The 15,530-nt window shown below is 68.2% G+C and carries 18 protein-coding genes and 1 pseudogene; 12 read left to right on the forward strand and 7 right to left on the reverse strand.

All coding sequences use genetic code 11. The annotated features are described in order from the left end of the window. Window positions 1–42: 42 nt before the first annotated feature. Together ACFHYQ_RS07670 and fxlM are read right to left on the reverse strand one after the other, a co-directional pair. On the reverse strand, window positions 43–240 hold the full coding sequence (locus ACFHYQ_RS07670) for an FxLD family lanthipeptide (protein WP_055483755.1): 198 nt from the start codon (window positions 238–240) through the stop codon (window positions 43–45). Window positions 241–308: 68 nt separating this feature from the next. Continuing rightward, the gene (fxlM, locus tag ACFHYQ_RS07675; protein WP_394300387.1) at window positions 309–1,553 is read right to left on the reverse strand and encodes a methyltransferase, FxLD system; all 1,245 of its coding nucleotides are present in this window, start codon (window positions 1,551–1,553) and stop codon (window positions 309–311) included. 417 nt (window positions 1,554–1,970) lie between these two features. On the opposite strand from fxlM, the gene ACFHYQ_RS07680 reads away from it, so the two are divergent. From ACFHYQ_RS07680 to ACFHYQ_RS07705, 6 genes are all read left to right on the forward strand, one after another. Continuing rightward, a complete protein-coding gene (locus tag ACFHYQ_RS07680) occupies window positions 1,971–3,353 on the forward strand; it encodes an NsdA family TPR-like regulatory protein (protein ID WP_394300388.1) in 1,383 nt (460 codons plus the stop codon). A 31-nt stretch (window positions 3,354–3,384) separates the two neighbouring features. Then, the gene (locus tag ACFHYQ_RS07685) at window positions 3,385–3,861 is read left to right on the forward strand and encodes an SAM-dependent methyltransferase (protein ID WP_394300389.1); all 477 of its coding nucleotides are present in this window, start codon (window positions 3,385–3,387) and stop codon (window positions 3,859–3,861) included. Between the two features lie 300 nt (window positions 3,862–4,161). Then, complete coding sequence (locus ACFHYQ_RS07690) at window positions 4,162–4,722, forward strand: NUDIX hydrolase (RefSeq protein ID WP_394300390.1); 561 nt, start codon at window positions 4,162–4,164, stop codon at window positions 4,720–4,722. Window positions 4,723–4,922: 200 nt separating this feature from the next. Beyond that, the gene (locus ACFHYQ_RS07695) at window positions 4,923–5,483 is read left to right on the forward strand and encodes an AAA family ATPase (protein ID WP_394300391.1); all 561 of its coding nucleotides are present in this window, start codon (window positions 4,923–4,925) and stop codon (window positions 5,481–5,483) included. Window positions 5,484–5,605: 122 nt separating this feature from the next. Then, window positions 5,606–5,839 carry a hypothetical protein gene (locus tag ACFHYQ_RS07700; RefSeq protein WP_394300392.1) on the forward strand — a complete coding sequence of 78 codons (234 nt, stop codon included), beginning with the start codon at window positions 5,606–5,608 and terminating at the stop codon, window positions 5,837–5,839. Window positions 5,840–5,887: 48 nt separating this feature from the next. Then, window positions 5,888–6,181, forward strand: a complete 294-nt coding sequence (locus ACFHYQ_RS07705) for a transposase family protein (RefSeq protein ID WP_394300450.1) — start codon at window positions 5,888–5,890, stop codon at window positions 6,179–6,181. Window positions 6,182–6,559: 378 nt separating this feature from the next. Here ACFHYQ_RS07705 and ACFHYQ_RS07710 read toward each other — a convergent pair whose 3' ends face one another. The 4 genes and pseudogenes from ACFHYQ_RS07710 to ACFHYQ_RS07725 all read right to left on the reverse strand — a co-directional run bounded on the left by ACFHYQ_RS07710 (window position 6,560) and on the right by ACFHYQ_RS07725 (window position 8,964). Further along, window positions 6,560–7,234 carry an HAD family hydrolase gene (locus tag ACFHYQ_RS07710; RefSeq protein ID WP_394300393.1) on the reverse strand — a complete coding sequence of 225 codons (675 nt, stop codon included), beginning with the start codon at window positions 7,232–7,234 and terminating at the stop codon, window positions 6,560–6,562. After that, on the reverse strand, window positions 7,231–7,605 hold the full coding sequence (locus tag ACFHYQ_RS07715) for a hypothetical protein (RefSeq protein WP_394300394.1): 375 nt from the start codon (window positions 7,603–7,605) through the stop codon (window positions 7,231–7,233). Before ACFHYQ_RS07715 ends, ACFHYQ_RS07710 begins: the two co-directional genes overlap by 4 nt. 32 nt (window positions 7,606–7,637) lie before the next feature. Next, window positions 7,638–7,880: pseudogene (locus tag ACFHYQ_RS07720) on the reverse strand (IS701 family transposase); the annotation flags it as partial. Between the two features lie 145 nt (window positions 7,881–8,025). Continuing rightward, the gene (locus ACFHYQ_RS07725) at window positions 8,026–8,964 is read right to left on the reverse strand and encodes a helix-turn-helix transcriptional regulator (protein ID WP_394300396.1); all 939 of its coding nucleotides are present in this window, start codon (window positions 8,962–8,964) and stop codon (window positions 8,026–8,028) included. Between the two features lie 153 nt (window positions 8,965–9,117). Between ACFHYQ_RS07725 and ACFHYQ_RS07730 the strand changes: the two genes are divergently transcribed. The 4 genes from ACFHYQ_RS07730 to ACFHYQ_RS07745 all read left to right on the forward strand — a co-directional run bounded on the left by ACFHYQ_RS07730 (window position 9,118) and on the right by ACFHYQ_RS07745 (window position 12,164). Then, window positions 9,118–10,566 (forward strand): MFS transporter, encoded by a 1,449-nt coding sequence (locus tag ACFHYQ_RS07730; protein WP_394300397.1) that lies wholly within the window; start codon window positions 9,118–9,120, stop codon window positions 10,564–10,566. After that, window positions 10,566–11,081, forward strand: coding sequence for an alpha/beta hydrolase (locus tag ACFHYQ_RS07735; protein ID WP_394300398.1), 516 nt, complete (start codon window positions 10,566–10,568; stop codon window positions 11,079–11,081). Before ACFHYQ_RS07730 ends, ACFHYQ_RS07735 begins: the two co-directional genes overlap by 1 nt. 9 nt (window positions 11,082–11,090) lie before the next feature. Next, a complete protein-coding gene (locus ACFHYQ_RS07740; protein ID WP_394300399.1) occupies window positions 11,091–11,612 on the forward strand; it encodes a hypothetical protein in 522 nt (173 codons plus the stop codon). A 216-nt stretch (window positions 11,613–11,828) separates the two neighbouring features. Beyond that, window positions 11,829–12,164, forward strand: coding sequence for a hypothetical protein (locus ACFHYQ_RS07745; RefSeq protein WP_394300400.1), 336 nt, complete (start codon window positions 11,829–11,831; stop codon window positions 12,162–12,164). Window positions 12,165–12,182: 18 nt separating this feature from the next. Here the strand turns inward: ACFHYQ_RS07745 and ACFHYQ_RS07750 are convergent, their stop codons facing one another. Next, window positions 12,183–13,148, reverse strand: a complete 966-nt coding sequence (locus tag ACFHYQ_RS07750; RefSeq protein WP_394300401.1) for an Acg family FMN-binding oxidoreductase — start codon at window positions 13,146–13,148, stop codon at window positions 12,183–12,185. A gap of 315 nt (window positions 13,149–13,463) precedes the next feature. Between ACFHYQ_RS07750 and ACFHYQ_RS07755 the strand changes: the two genes are divergently transcribed. Then, window positions 13,464–14,084: a hypothetical protein gene (locus ACFHYQ_RS07755; protein WP_394300402.1), complete on the forward strand. Its 621-nt coding sequence runs from the start codon at window positions 13,464–13,466 to the stop codon at window positions 14,082–14,084. A 182-nt stretch (window positions 14,085–14,266) separates the two neighbouring features. Beyond that, window positions 14,267–15,517 (forward strand): PP2C family protein-serine/threonine phosphatase, encoded by a 1,251-nt coding sequence (locus tag ACFHYQ_RS07760; protein ID WP_394300403.1) that lies wholly within the window; start codon window positions 14,267–14,269, stop codon window positions 15,515–15,517. The last annotated feature ends 13 nt before the right edge of the window (window positions 15,518–15,530 follow it).

Below are 15,530 nucleotides of genomic sequence, written 5' to 3' on the forward strand. Positions count from 1 at the left end.
CCGACGGCACGGGATTGGGCCGACTCGTTCAGGCCTGCTGGTTCAGGCCGGGTCGTTGGAACTGGTGGCGCACGCGCTGGTGCTGCAGCTGTTGCCGCACCCGTCACTGGTGTCGCACATCATGATCACGAGTGGGGTGGTGGCCTCCACCACGCGCATGTCCAGCTCGAACTCCTCATCCGCCGTGACGTCCCCCACGTTCAGGGTCTCGGGGGCGTCAAGGGTCAGCGATGGAGCCATCGGATCACTCTCCTTTGTTCGGGTGGGTGTGAGGGTGGTGCACCTGGCCCGCGCAGGCCGCGTGGCGCTTAGCCCAGCGCGGGCCAGGAGGTTGTGGCCAGGCCGTGGGTCTTGGGGAAGACCGCCGTACCTGGGGGAAGGTGGGTGTGGTCGCTGCCGGACGGCCAGAAGGCGAACGTGGGGGCCGGACCGCCGCGGGCTTGGCGGTCCCACGCCTGGATCTGCTCGACCATCGCGGTCGCGGCCTGGATGCCGTGCATCCCGTAGGCGCGCGCTCCGAACTCCACGCCCGCGCCCTCCAGCGCACGGCGCACGGCCAGGTAGGCGAAGGAGTCACCACGCACGACCCCGAACGGGAACCAGCTGCCGCGCTCGTCGGCCAGGTCGGTCCCCTCGTCCACGGCCAGCTTGCAAAAACCCGGCAGGAAGCCGGCGAACCACAGGTGCAGGTCGGCGAACGACACCCCGCTTTTGATCGTGACGCCGGACCACACCTCGGTCCGCTCGGTCGCCAGCACCCCGTCCAGCAGGCTCGGATCATCCGGAGCCCCGTCATCGAACCGCAGCTTGACGGCCCGGCCGTGCGCGTCGGGTAGCAGGAAGACCCGCTCAGCATGCTCGCCCTCGCCCTGCATCGCGACGAACCCGCACACCTCCGCGGAGGTGCTCACCAGGTGGTCCGCCTCGCGGCGGAAGGCGATCGAACGGCTGATGCCGTTCATTAGCAGCGGCGCGACGAGGGTCCCGCTGTCGCCCAACTGTCGCAGCCAAGCCGGTGGGATGTCCCACGCCCCGACCGTCACGATGATCGCGTCGAACGGCCCAGCCTCGGGCACCCCCTGCTCGGCGTCGCCCAGCACGACCGTGACCGCGTCCCCGTACCCTGTCGACTCCAGCAGAGCGCGGGCCCGCTCCGTCACCTCCGGGTCGATGTCCACGCTGACCACGCGGCCGGTCGGGCCGACGACCTCGGCCAGCAGCGCCGCGTTGTAGCCGCCGGATCCGATCTCCAGCACGCTCATACCCGGGCCGAGCCGCGCCTGCTCGATCATCCGGGCCTGGATGAACGGCGCGCTGACCGAGGAGATGATCACACCGTGCTCGTCGGTCTTGGTCGCCACCGAATCATCCGCGTTGTAGGCCACCTCCAACGACGTGCCCGCCGGGACGAACAGATGCCGCGGCACCGTGCGGAAGGCCCGCTCCACGACCTCAGAGGTGATCATGCCGTCGGCGCGAAGCTTGTCCGTGAGGGCGTTACGGATCTCCACCGCCCGCTCGGAGTCTTCGGACATGTCTACCGTCTCGGTCATGCGGCGCTCCCTGTCTGTTATCTGCCGGTTATTGCTGAACTGACGGATTTCCCGGTCAGCTTTTCGGCCGCCACCGGTTATGCCCGGCAACGCGGGCGGACCGATGTCGCGATGGAGTCCTGCACAGCTCAGCCCCTCGCCTTTCAACCGGCTTCGTAGGTGGACGCCTCCAGAGAACCGCAATCGAAGCGCGCTGGGTATGAGATCAAGGCTTGCGAGGTGGTCAAAGTGATCAAAGATCGCCAGCGGTTACGTCCGGCCACTCAGGCAGGGAAATAGCTTCTGGCTATTCGCCTGGAGACCGCCGATGCTGGCGACTACGGTGACCTGCACGAAGCGATGACCAGCCCTGCCGCAGAGCGGGTCGAGCAAATTGGGTCAAAGTGGCCAAAACTACTTGGCATGCGGAGGCGCATCATGGCACGCGAACGAAATGAACAGCTCGCCGCGCTCCTGCAGGAGGCGGGCTGGTCACGGGCGCAGGCGGCGAGCGCGTTCAATCGCATCGCCCAGGAGAACAACCTGCTCGACTATGCGCATATTGGTCGATCCCATGTCAGCATGTGGGTCGCGGGGACAAAACCGTCCGGCGTGGCACCCGTAATCTTGTCCCAGGCGCTGTCTCGTCGCCTGAGGCGTGCCGTCACGCCAGAGGAGCTCGGGTTCGCAGTGCCCCACGCCCCGGCGGAGGAGGCGCTGGAGTGGCACACCGACCCATTGACCACGCTGACAGACCTGGGGAGAACGGACGTGGACGCGGACCGCAGAAGCCTGCTGAGTGGCGCGGTGTACTCAGTTGCTGCCCTCGCACTCCCGGGCCACGCCTGGTGGGAGACCATGGCCGGGCAACCGTCCGTGCCGGCCAAGCCCCAGCGCGTCGGACGCGGTGACGTGGTAGCCGTCCAGGAGCTCACCGCTGCCTTCTCCCGGATCGACCAGCGGCGCGGCGGCGGCCACGGCAGAAAGGCGCTGGTGCAGTACCTGCAGTCGGACGTCGCCGCCTTCCTGCAGGGGACGTTCCCGAACGAGCAGGTACGGCGCGACATGTTCTCCGCCGCCGCGGAGCTGGCCTATCTGTCAGGGTGGATGGGATTTGACAACGGCGAGCACGCCTTGGCCCAGCGGTACCTCATCCTGGCCCTGAAGCTGACCGCACGCGCCGGAAACCCGCCGCTGGCCGGTCACATCCTGCGCGCCATGGCGCATCAGGCCATCGACCTCGGGTTCTTCCCCCAGGGTCTTGAACTGTCCACCGCTTCCATGCAGGGCCAGCGCTACGCCTCGGCAACCCCGCGTGAGCGGGCGCTGCTCGGCGTCGTCCACGCCCGCGCCCTGGCCGCCAACGGCGACAAGCAGTCCGCGTCCAAGGCCCTGCTCAAGGCCGAAGACGACCTCGCATCGGCTAGCGAGGGCATCGAGGAACCACAGCGCACGTTCTTCTTCGGCGAAGCCTCCCTCGCCCACGAGACCGCGTGCACGTTACGGGACTGTGGCGACCACAGGGGAGCCATCCGCCAGTTCAGGCGCAGCGTACGGACCCGGGGAGAGGCCTTCCGGCGCACGCACGTGGTGACGCTCGGATACCTGGGCGCCACGCAGATCGCGAACGGCGGGGTGGAAGAGGCGTGCGCCACCTGGAGCACCGCTCTGGACGTGCTGGAGGAGGGCATCTCTTCCGGACGGGGCCGGCAAGCGGCTCTCGACATGCGCACCCTGCTCTCCCCCTACCGGCGCCGCAAGATCCCGGCCATCACCGAGCTGGACGCCCGGGCCGCCGCCTACCTGGCCCGCGTACATTGATCACCTCAACGGCGAAGAGACGAGGACGACCATGGCTCAATCTCTGACGATCCAACCCATCGGCGTCGTGGTCGGCGGACGCGTCGACCCCACTGACGACCACTGGAGTGGCACGGCGATCATTCGCCTGAACCCCGATTTCCCTCCCGAGGTCGTCCAGGGCCTTGAGGAGTTCTCCCACCTGCTGGTCGTCTGGCACTTCCACAAGGCCTCCCCCGGCGACGTCGCCCTGCACGCCCGAAGCCCCCGCAACAACCCCGCATGGTCGGCCACCGGCACCTTCGTCCACCGCAACCACCGCCGCCCCAACCAGCTCGCCCAGTCCTTCCCCAGGTTGTTGAAGGTCGACGGCCTCGACCTCCACGTGACCGACCTGGACGCCATCGACGGCAGCCCCGTCTACGACCTCGCGCCGTACTTCAAGGAGATGGGCCCCCGCGGCGACGTACACCAGCCCGACTGGCCAGGCGAGATGCTCAAGGACTACTGGGCCGACCCGCATGCCTGAGAGAGGGTGTTTTGAGAGTATTCGTCTACCCGAGTCCACTTGTGTCGCTTGGCGACTTCAAAGGTCGAAGCAGCCTTTCCGACGGCTGACAAGCCCTGTCTCGATCACGCCGTGGACGGAGTGTGGGTACCTGCCGTGAGTCTCCTCTGCGTGGCACGCGCGCTGGGCCCAACCTGTAAGGACCGAACCCTTTCGTACGCCACGCGCTTTCGAAGGAGCTGACCGTGTCAGTGCTCGTCGCTCGCATCCGGACAGTCGGTCACGGAGAGTTTCGCTCTCGGGCTGGTGTGGAGGCGCCCCATGGCGATCAATGACTCGGACATCTCGAGCGTGCTTTCCGCCTACCTCGAGCACTACCCAGACGAGGCCGCGCTGCTGTCCGAGCCGGTGCGGCTGCTGTCACAGGGAAGGGATTTCGCCTCGCGGCGGAATTTCCCGATGCACGTGACCGCCAGTGCGCTGCTGGTTCGCGACGCCGCCGAGATCCTGCTTGTCGAGCACCGCGGGTACGGAATCACATTGCAGCCCGGAGGTCACCTCGAGCCGACAGACACCACCCTGATCGACGCGGCGGTGCGCGAACTGGCGGAGGAGACCGGCGTTGACCCCGGCAAGGTCTTCCCCGCGTCGCAGACCCCCGTCTACATCGAGTACGGCAGGGTCCCGGCACGACCGGAGAAGGACGGACCGGATCACTACCACCTCGACATCGGGTACTCCTTCGTGACAGCCCATGCGGACGTGGGACGCATCCAGGAGTCCGAGGTGACTGGTGCTGGCTGGTACCCCCTCGCCGTGGCCGAGCGCCTTGTCGGGCACCGCATCGCGCGAGCGGCCAGCGCACCGGCCCGGATCGATTGACCGGGCACCATTGAACGCTCCCGGTCGGCAGCAGCACCGGATCACGGTGCGTACCGGCCGAGGCTCCATGATCGTTGTCCGCCTCCTTGCCGAACTGAACGCGGGACGCCATCGACGGTCACAGTTCAGCTCGGCCGGTCCTTCCCCGCCTGCGATGCTGACGCGCGGGTGACATCACCATGAGCACACGAGGAGCCACGATGATCGTTCTTCTCAACGGGCCCTTCGGCGGAGGCAAGACCTCCGTCGCCGACAAACTCCTGCCGCGAATCCCGGGCAGCACGCTCTTCGACCCCGAAGAAGTCGGCTTCATGCTCCGGACGATCCTGCCCGGACGAGAGAAGGACTTCCAGGACCTCCCGCCCTGGCGGCCCCTGGTCGCCGCGACAGCCGCCGAGATCCTCGCCTACACCGGCGGTACGCTCATCGCCCCCATGAGCCTGCTCCGCAGGGACTACGCTCACGAGATCTTCTCCGCGCTCGACAAACGCGGCATCACCGTCTGCCACATCGTCCTGCACGCCGACACCGCCACCGTACGCGACCGCATCACAGGCCATTCGATGTTCCCGGACGACCCCGTTCGATCGCAGAGGGTAATCGACTTCCGGCTGGAGAACCTGCCCCGCTACGACGAGGCGTACGTCCAATGGCTCACCGAGGAAGCGCATGTCATAGACACCACCACGCTCGCCCCGGCCCAGGCCGCCGATCTCGCAGTACAGATCATCGGTGACGCATCCGGCCATGAACCTCGCTGACGGACCGGGCCGCGCGGCACCGAGCAGCCGTCACCTCCTGGGATCCGGCCGCCTTTCCACGGAGGGAGGCAGCCGACGTGTCTACCTACCGGTCCTCCTCCTTGGCCTCTACTCTCACCCGAATGGAGACCGCCGTGACCCCGGCCACCGGCCCCGCCGAGCTGCGCGAAGCGCTCGTGACCCGCCTCATCGACAGCGGTCACCTGCGCACCCCCAAAGCCATCGCTGCCTTCCGGAACACCGAACGCCACCTGTTCCTGCCCGGCGTCGACCTTCAGACCGCGTACGTCGACGACGCCGTGCCCATCAAGCACGACGAGACGGGCGAGATGATCTCCTGCATCTCCGCACCCTAGCCCGTCATCCGTGTTCCCCTCGGCGAAGCATGCGACGACCTGCTCGAACTGTTCAAGAAAGTGACCGATGGGCGCTCTGATCAAGGACGGGACCATCCGGTGGCGGCGGTGCTCGCCCTGGCCGCGGCGGCGACCGTGGCCGGGATGACGGGCTACCGCGCGATCACCGGCTGGATCGCGGACGTCCTCCTCAAGGCTGACCCGGAGGAGTACGAGGAGACCATCCGCATCGCCGAGCGCGCCATGGCCTACCTGGAGCGCGGCGAGTCCCCGCCCGGCGCAGTGCGGGTGGACGAGGCGTACAAGGCGCGCCTGCGTGAGCAGATCGAGCGCGGCGCCTAGCCGGTGTACGAGGTCCGGCACGACCCCCTCGCCGAGCACCAACGCGACGCCTTACCAGCCGAGGCGCGGCCCCACTACATGGAGCTGCTCACCATGCTGGAGATCGCCACGTGGGCCGGCCGATCCCTTCAAGGAGGACAGGCCCGAAGGCAACATGCGCAAGCAGGTCTTCGGCGGCCGCGGGATCGCCGCCCACTTCATCCTCGAGGAGCAGCGCCTGGTCTACGTCGTCCGAATCATCTGGCTCAGCTGACGACCAGTGCAGGCCTGCAGAAGTTCCTGATGGGTTCACCTGGCTACCGCCACCTGAAGGTGTTGGTGACGGTCGGGGTGAGCCTGCTCTCGGGACCCTGTCCGCACAGGCACACCAGCGGATTGTCATGTCCCGGCCTGACGCCCCAGACCCGACGCCCAGAGCACCAGCTCCGCGTCGTCGAGCGAGGTCGCAAGCCAATCGTGGTCGAGCGAGGAGTGTCCGAGGGACGGCACGGTCACCACGTACATCCCCGCGGCGCGCGCGGCGGCAATGCCTGTGGCGGAGTCCTCGAAGGCCACCGCCTCGCGGGGGTCGGCTCCCAGCGCGGAGCAGGCCGCCAGGTACAGGTCCGGAGCGGGCTTGGCCTCGGCCACCTCGTCGGCCGCGAACGAGACGGGCAGGTACTGCGCGAGTCCGGACGACTCCAGTGCGGTTTCGAGGAGTTCGCGGGGACTGTTGCTGGCGACGGCGACCGGGATCGCCGCGGCGCATGCCTTGACCAGTTCCAGCGCGCCGGGAAGGGCGTCCGCTCCGCCCGCCAGTTCCTCGCGCACCAGACCGAGGAGTTCGGCGGCGAGTTCCGGCCCGGCACCGGGCCGACCGAAGTACTCCGCCATGGAATCCCCCGCCGCCCCCAGCGTCCTGCCGATCACGAGCGCCTTCTGCTCGGGCCCGAAGTCATGGCCGTGGGCGGCGAACAGCTTGGTCTCGGCCCTGGTCCAGCAGACCTCGGTGTCGACCAGCAGTCCGTCGCAGTCGAACACCACAGCATGGGGGGCCTGGGGTAACCGCTTCACCTGTCGTTCCTCCAGTCGTCCGGGTTCACCGGGGCCAGAATCGGCGAGACACCCGGCGCGTTACACTCGATCCAGTCCGTCACCACGGACAGTACGTCCCAGCGCGCGGACCCCGCAGGCAGCTCCCCGCTCTCCAACGCGCCCAGCCACTCGGCGATCCGCCCAGGCGAACCCCCTTCCCGGGCCAGAGCGCCCCAGCGGTCGGCGCGTCCGGCCAATCGGCCGAGGCTTCGCGCCGAGTCCAGATCGTGAGCAGGAATCGCCCGTTCCAGCTCCGGCAGCAGCAGCCGGGCCGGACACTCGTCCTGCCCCGCGGGAAGCCCGCGGACAAGCGCCTCGCGCAGCCACGCGGTACCGGTCCGGTAGCTCATGAGGCGCAACTCCCGTACCACGTCCGCGGGTTCTGTAAACGCTCGTTCATGCAGTTCACCGTCACCTTTGAGCTTGCGTGCATGACGACGAGTTCGAGGAGTTCGAGGAGTTCCTCCAGCCGTCTTTCTGTGAGATTCGTCAGCCAGATGGGGCTCTGCTCGGGAACATCGTCGCCCGGCTCGGCGAACAACCGATAGACATGCCGGGGGCTGGCGGGCAGGCGGATCAATGCTGACAGGATCTGCGTTTGGCGGAAGTCACCGTTGTCACCCACAGGGAAGCGAAGACCTCATCGGCCAAGGCATCCACTGCGTGTACGTCGACCGGTGCCGTATCTCGTGTGCTGCCGAGTAACAAGAGCACCCCTTTCGTACACCAAAATACGCTGGGGACCATAACACTCCGAATTCGGCTGCAGATTACAGCCCCATTTCGGAACGCGGATTCGCGTCCTGCCGCTGGGCATCCGCCTGCTCGCTGGCTGTCATCACCGGTTCAAACTCCTGGGCGGAAAGACTGAGAAGACGCAGTGCGGTCTCAGAGGGCGAACCTGATGCGGCGCTGTAGGCGGTGATGCGCTGTCCCGAACTGCCGGGGATGAGGAGGTTCTCGAAGTAGAGCTCCATCGAGCCCACGATTGGGTGACAGAATTGCTTGATGCCTGAGGTGCACGTTCGTACCGGATGCCGGGCCCAGCGTGCGGCGAATTCCTCGCTCTGGATGACAAGCTGGCCGATGAGCTCGGCCAGCCTGCGGTCATCCGGATGACGTCCAGCCACCAGGCGCAGGGAGGCGACGGCGAGCGTGGCTTCCTCAGGCCAGTTCGGGTAGAGCTCGCGGAAATGCTCATCAAGAAAGACCATTCGGGTCAGGTTGGGCCGTACAGACGCGTTGTCGGGGGCCGCGGGGTCTATGTGGCCGGCGAGCAGCGCGTGGCCGAGTCGGTTCCAGGCCAGGATGTCGTTCCTGCGGTCCAGCACCAGAGCGGGCACCTCTGCCATCGCTTCCAGCAGTTGCCGGGCCGAGCGACTCGCGTGTTCGGGCCGCGGCGGGACCGGCCGCGCGGGCGCCGAGGGCCGGGCGAGATGCTTGAGATAGGCCGTTTCGTCCTCCGTCAACTGGAGGGCGCGGGCCAGCGCGTCGAGCACGGCATCGGAGGCGCCCGCCGCTCGGCCCTGCTCCAGGCGGGTGTAGTGGGTCACGCTCACGCCAGCGAGGATCGCCAGTTCCTCGCGGCGCAGCCCCGACACCCGCCGGCGCGTGCCGTACGCCTTCAGCCCCAGCTCCTCGGGATTCAGTTCGGCCCGCCGGCTCTTGAGAAAGTCTCCCAGTTCCTTCGCTCTGTCCACGGGTTTCATGATGCGTGCTGAGAACAGCGGAGTGCCAGCGGAACCCTGGTCATGAAATGACTACCTTCCCGGATGCCAGCCTGATCCCGGTTCTGGTTGACCACTGGGAAACGGATGAACCTTTTCTCGTCATAGTTACCGAGAGGAAAGGCTCTCACGATCATGTCGACCGCCGACATCGCCGCCAAGGCCGCGTCCCAGAGCGCGCCCCAACGGCTGACTCCCCGGCTGCTGCTGGTGCTGGTCATCCTGCTGGCTGCCCAGTTCATGCTGGCCGTGGACTTCTCCATCCTCAACGTTGCCCTGCCGGTCATCGGTGAAGGGCTGGGCTTCTCGTTGGCGCATCTGCAGTGGATCGCCACCGCCTTCGCGCTCTGCGCCGCCGGGTTCACCTTGCTGTTCGGCAGACTGGCGGACCTCCTCGGCCGCCGCAGTGTCTTTCTGGGCGGGCTTGTCGTCCTGGGTGCCGCCTCGCTGGTTGGCGGCCTGGCGCAGAGTCCAGAAGCATTGATCATCGCTCGGATCTTCCAGGGACTGGCCACCGCGGCGGTCACCCCGGCCGGGCTTTCCCTGCTGACCACGTCGTTCCCGGAGGGTCCCCTGCGGGAACGGGCACTCGGCCTCAACGGCGCGTTGATGTCTGCCGGTTTCACCACCGGCGCCATCCTGGGTGGACTGTTGACCGACCTGCTCTCCTGGCGGTGGGCGTTCTTCATCAACGTACCGGTGTCCGCGCTCGTGCTCATCGTGGCACCTACCGTGATCAAAGAGTCCAGGCCAGCGAGCAGGCCGAAACTGGACGTTCCCGGCGCGCTCAGTGTCACCCTCGGACTGCTCGCCATCGTCTTCGGCCTCACCCAGGCCGGAGAACACGGCTGGGGCGCGACCAGCGCCCTCGGCCCGCTGGCCGTCGGCGGGCTGCTGCTGGTGGTGTTCTACCTCGTCGAACGGCGGGCCGTCGCACCGCTGGTGCCGCTGGGAGTGCTGGGCAAGCGCACAGTCGCTTGGGGGAACATCGCAGGATTTATCGCGTTCCTGACCGAGACCTCCCTGGTCTTCCTGCTGACGCTCTACCTGCAGAACGTGCTGGGCTTCTCGCCACTGGCAGCCGGGCTCTCCTTAGGTGTGCTCGGTCTCGGCACCGTGGTCGGCGGTTCGATCGCGCCGAAGGTGATCGGCAGGATCGGTGCCCGCTCCACGCTCATCACCGGTGGTCTGGTGCAGACCGTCTTCACTGCCGCCCTGCTCGGGCTGGGAGACGACCGTTCTTCGATGTGGCTGCTCCTTGTGGCCACCTTCGTCGGCGGTGTCGGGAACATGCTGGTCATTGTCGGGTTCATGGTCACCGCCACCTCCGGCCTGCCCAACCGTGAGCAGGGCCTGGCGACCGGCCTGGCCACCATGACCCAGCAGATCGGCATCACCATGGGCACCCCGATCATGAGTGCCATCTCCACGTCGGCGATCGTCGGCACCGGTGCGGCGGCCATGCTCGGCGGCCTGAAGGTGGCCATCGCGGTGAACGCCGCCATCGTGCTGGTGGGCGTCCTCACCAGTCTGGCCTTCCTGCACAAGCCCACTTCTGCGCGTGCCGCGCATCAGGAGGTCTGATGGGGGGCGACGGAGTGCGGTGCGCGGACCTCGACATCGATGCGGGGACCCACTTCATACCCATCCGGATCTTCCAGCCCGAGGCCGGCTCTGGCGGCCTACGGGTCTGGGCCCACGGCGGCAGCTGGATCACGGGTTCCTTGGACCAGTGGCACGGGGCGACGACAGAGTTCGCCTGCGTGTCCGACTGGACAGTGATCAGCGTCGGCTACCGGCTGGCACCGCAGCACCGTCACCCCGCCCAGTTCGACGACGTGTTGGCCGCGCTGGCCTGGGCCGAGGCCAACGACGTCGACGACCTCCCCCCGGCCATCATCGCGGTCGGCGAACTCGATCCGGTCATCGACGACGTCACCGCCTATGCGCGAGCGCTACATGAGGCCGGGAACGACGTCACCCTCCAGGTCTTCCCGGACACTTTCCACGCGGCGTTCCTCTCTCCCTACTCCGATATGCGCCGCTGGCTCGGGAACGCACTGCATGACCACATCAGTCACCAGAGCTCACCGCAGTAAGGAATCGTCATGGACACCGCACTACCCCACATCGAAGCTCTGCGGCGGCACTTCGCCGACCTCCGTGACGGAACCCACGGAACGGAAGGCGACACCGTGACCCGCGAGGGCAAGGAAAATCACTTCAGGCGCGCCGTGGAACTGCTCCACCCCTATGCCGATCAGGTGCTGGAGGAGGTCAACGCGACCCTGCTCCTGGGCACGGGAGAGGCGCACGCCAGCGGATTGCTGGCGGCCCTGGACGGAGGGCTGGTCGCCACGTGGACTCTGTCCTGGCCGGAGCAACGCGAAACGGAGATCAGCCCGATCACTCTCATCGCCTACTTCGGCCGCGGCTTCCACCATCCCCACCTACGTGGAGCCACGGTCCACGACTGGCCGCTGAACGTGTTCACGCCCGAGCAGGCCGCCGCCGAGGTGCCGGTGCTGCGAGCCATCGCCACGGCAGACCTGCACAATCTGGTCTTCCAGCGTGACTACCGGATCGTGCCTGAGATCTCCGTACCTCAGCGCCAGGGCGGAGCACGATGAACCGCGCTTCTCCGTGCTCGATCAATCCCCTATGGGTGACGGTTTCTCGACCGCCGACGCACTGCACTGCACAGTGGATCTCGCCCAGGCCGCCGAGGCTGGCGCGGATCGTCCTTCCGTCCGAAAGCCGGGCGAGCGGTGGGAGGGGCCTACCGTCGTGCGGGCGGGGGACCTTCGGCTCTCCCTGCCGTAGACGGACGGCGTCATGGTTGGATCATGAGGATTCTGAGCACCGAACCCAGCCCCATCCCCCAGCGGCAGGACCGCGAAGCGGACCGAGAACAGGTCGCCGACCCGGCCGCACGGCTCGCGGTGCGGGACGCCCTGGACGAGGCGTTCGCCTACATGGTGGACGACGTGCGTCTGGCGGAGGTCGACGGCACCCTGCACATCTACGTCTCCGTCAGCCCCGACGCCTTCGCGGGCCCGGAGCACATCCGCGCCGCCGCCCGCGAGGCGTACCGCGAGGCCGTTTCCGGCGGGCCGACTGTTGTGGCCCCGGTTGTCGTGGCTCATGTGGCCGTCGCCGGAAAGGGCCGCACGCACAGCTGAGGGATCCCGTGCACCTGGTCAGTGGGTGGGCATCAGCTCGGCCGGTGGGCGTCGGGGTGCGCGGGGTACGGCCGGGCCGTACCCGAACCTGATGATCATTTGAGCGTGTCCGCGCCGGTGGTACGGATCCGTGCGGTGTCGCATGTCGCGCAGGTCCAGCGGCTGGTTGAGGTACGACGCTGACACGCCGTGCATGGTCGCGACGAGCAGCATCCGCTGGAGGGCCTGCCCGGCACGCAGCCAGTCCACCCGCCTGTCGCCGGGCGTCGTCAGCACGGCGAGCTGGGGATGCGGCTCGAAACGGGCGGACGGCCGCCCCGGGTGCGCCGCACCGAGGTCCCGGACGGGGGACGGGTCAGCCGCCGAACGCGGGCCGAGCGTGTAGGCGGGAATCCCGTCGGCGTGCGCGCCCCGCATCGTCCAGGCGGCGAGCTCGGCGAGATAGCCGTGGTCCGCCAGCAACCCGTCCTCGGCGATCGTGACGTAGTCCAGCAGGTCGGCCGTGTCGGCACGATCGAGCGGCACCAGCCGGGCGCCTTCCCGTGCGGCGGCCCTGCGCAGCTCGGACGTCACCCAGTGGGGGACATGCCGCTCGCTGAAGGGCTCTCGGTTCGTGCGCCGGCGGCCGATCTGCTCGTACAAGTCACGCTCGGCGGCCGTGGGCGCGCCCAGCTCGGCCATATGAACGGCCGCCAGCAGGTCCCGCTCCCCGTCCGGCGTCGGAAGCAGCCGCACCCGTGGCCGGTAACCCGCGACCCGCACCGCGAGCCGCAGGTTGAACAGGGCGGCCCCGCAGCTCACGTGCAGTGAGCGGCCGCGCGGATCGCTGACCGTCAGCTTGCGGTCCCGGTCGCCGTACAGCTCAACGTGCTCTCTCCCGGCGACCCGGAAGCGCCACGGCTGAGTGTTGAGCACCGAAGGCGCCTGGCCGGCGGCGGTGAGCAGCCTGCGGACACCGAAGTTCGTGGCAACAGGAGAGGGCATGGCACGCCTCCATCGTCGAAGCTCCTCCATCCCGAGGTTTCCCCGGGCGGACCGCCCCGGGCAGGGACGAAAGGCCCGCGGTCACGCGCCGATCGACCCTCGGTCATGATCCGTCCGTCCCTCCCCCGCGGGTCCCGTCGCGGCCGGACGCCGGAAACCGCCACGCGGAGCCGTCAGGGGACCGAAGGTCCCATGGAGACCGGGACGTCAGGGCCGTGAGGCGGTGCCGTACGGCCCTGCGATCGCGATGCCGGAAGCGATGTGATTGAGGCGTCCCGAGCAAAGGGATCGTAAAGCGAAGGGAAGGGGCCGGTCATGGCCACCATCGAAGGACGCCACCAGCGCAATCATCTCCCCGCGGCCGACCGGCGTGACCTGGACCGGACCATCGCCCCGCACACCGTCATCGCCCCGCACACCGTCGACATCACTCCACACGCCGAGACGGCCCGGCCGCCCGCCGCCTACGCCTGGGCGCTGGCCCGGATCGCCATCGGCTGGGTGTTCCTGTGGGCCTTCCTCGACAAGACCTTCGGCTGGGGATTCGCCACCCCCGCCGACAAGGCCTGGATCCAGGGCGGCAGCCCCACCACCGGCTTTCTGAAGGGCACGGCCGACAACGCGCTCGGCGGGTTCTTCGCCGGGCTGGCCGGACAGGGCTGGGTCGACCTGCTGTTCATGCTCGGCCTGCTCGGCATCGGCGCGGCGCTCATCCTGGGCGCGGGCCTGCGGATCGCGGCCGTCGCCGGCGGCCTGATGCTGGTGCTGATGTGGGCCGCCGAGCTGCCCCTGACCACCAACCCCTTCATGGACGAGCACATCGTCTACGCGATCGTCCTGGCCGGCCTGGCCATGGCGAACGCCGGCGACACCCTGGGCATCGGCACCCGGTGGGGTCGCACGGCCCTGGTCAAGCGCCTCCCGATCCTCAAGTAGATGCCCGCGGCATACTGGCGCCCACCCCGACCCCCCGGGGTGGGCGCTTCGCCGTTATGAACGCGCGCCGGCTGTTCAGGCGACGGCGGGCATTTGCCAACCATGCCACCGGCGCTGTCTGCGCCTGAACCGTGGCCGGGTAGTCAGCGGGGTAGGCGGCGAGACGACGGGGAGAACGGCACGTGAACGGCTATGACGCTGGGCGGCTCCTGGGTGGTCTGGTACGCGCCCACCCCTTGACCCCGCTGGGTGATCTGGCGGCGTCGGTCATCGAGCATGCCCGGCCGCTCGGCTTCTCCGAGATCATGATTTATGTGGCCAGCCTGCGGCCGCTCTATCTCGTGCCGCTGCCCGGCCAGCGCGACGTGCACGGCCAGTCGCTCAAACCGATTCCCATCGACACCACGATCGCCGGGCGGGCCTTCCGCAACCTGGAGGTCGTTCAGGCCCGTCCCACCACCGACCCTTCCGTCGCCGATGCCGCCGAGCCGCTCGGCGGTGAAGGCCCGCGGCGGCTGTGGGTGCCGATGCTCGACAGCACCGAACGGATCGGCGTGCTCGGGGTGACCGTACCCGTGGCCGATGCGGACACCGCGCAGGTCGCGGCCGAGTTGGGCGGGCTGATCGCCCTGATGGTGGTGAGCAAGCGCGGTTCCAGCGACGCGTACACCCGGCTGGTGCGCATGGAGGAAATGCGTCTGTCGGCGGAGGTGCTGTGGCGGCTGATGCCGGTCAGGACCTTCGCCACCGACACGTTCATCGTCAGCGTCACGCTCGAGCCGGCCTACTCCGTCGGCGGGGACGCCTTCGACTACGCTCTCGACGGCGACACCCTCCGTCTCGGGATATTCGATGCCATGGGCCATGACCTCTCCGCCGGGCTGACCGCCACCATCGCGCTGGGGTCCTACCGCAACAACCGCCGCCGGGACATCGGGCTGCTCGCGACCAGCGACGCGGTCGACGAGGCGATCGCCGGTCAGTTCGACGGGTCCCACTTCGCCACCGGCATTCTTGCCGATCTGAACATCCGTACCGGCTTGCTGACCTGGGTGAACCGGGGGCATCCCCCGCCGCTGCTCCTCCGGCACGGGCGGTTGGCCGCCGTGCTGGAAAGCCCGCCGGACACCCCGATGGGCCTCGCCCTCGGCCCGGCCGCCGTGCTCGCCCGCCGCCAGCTCGAGCCCGGCGACCGGCTGTTGCTGTACACCGACGGCGTGGTCGAGGCGCAGACCCCTGAGGGAGAGATGTTCGGTCTGGAACGCTTCACCGACTTCATCATCCGGCGGGAGGCCGACGGCGTCTCCGCGCCGGAGACCCTGCGGCGACTGATCCACTCCATCCTGCTGCACCAGCGCGGCCAACTCCAGGACGACGCCACCGTAATGCTCGTCGAGTGGCGTACCGAGCGCCATTACCAGCTCATGATGTGACGGCCGGCGGCCG

It is taken from the genome of Sphaerimonospora cavernae, from assembly GCF_042435035.1.
GTDB lineage: Bacteria > Actinomycetota > Actinomycetes > Streptosporangiales > Streptosporangiaceae > Sphaerimonospora > Sphaerimonospora cavernae.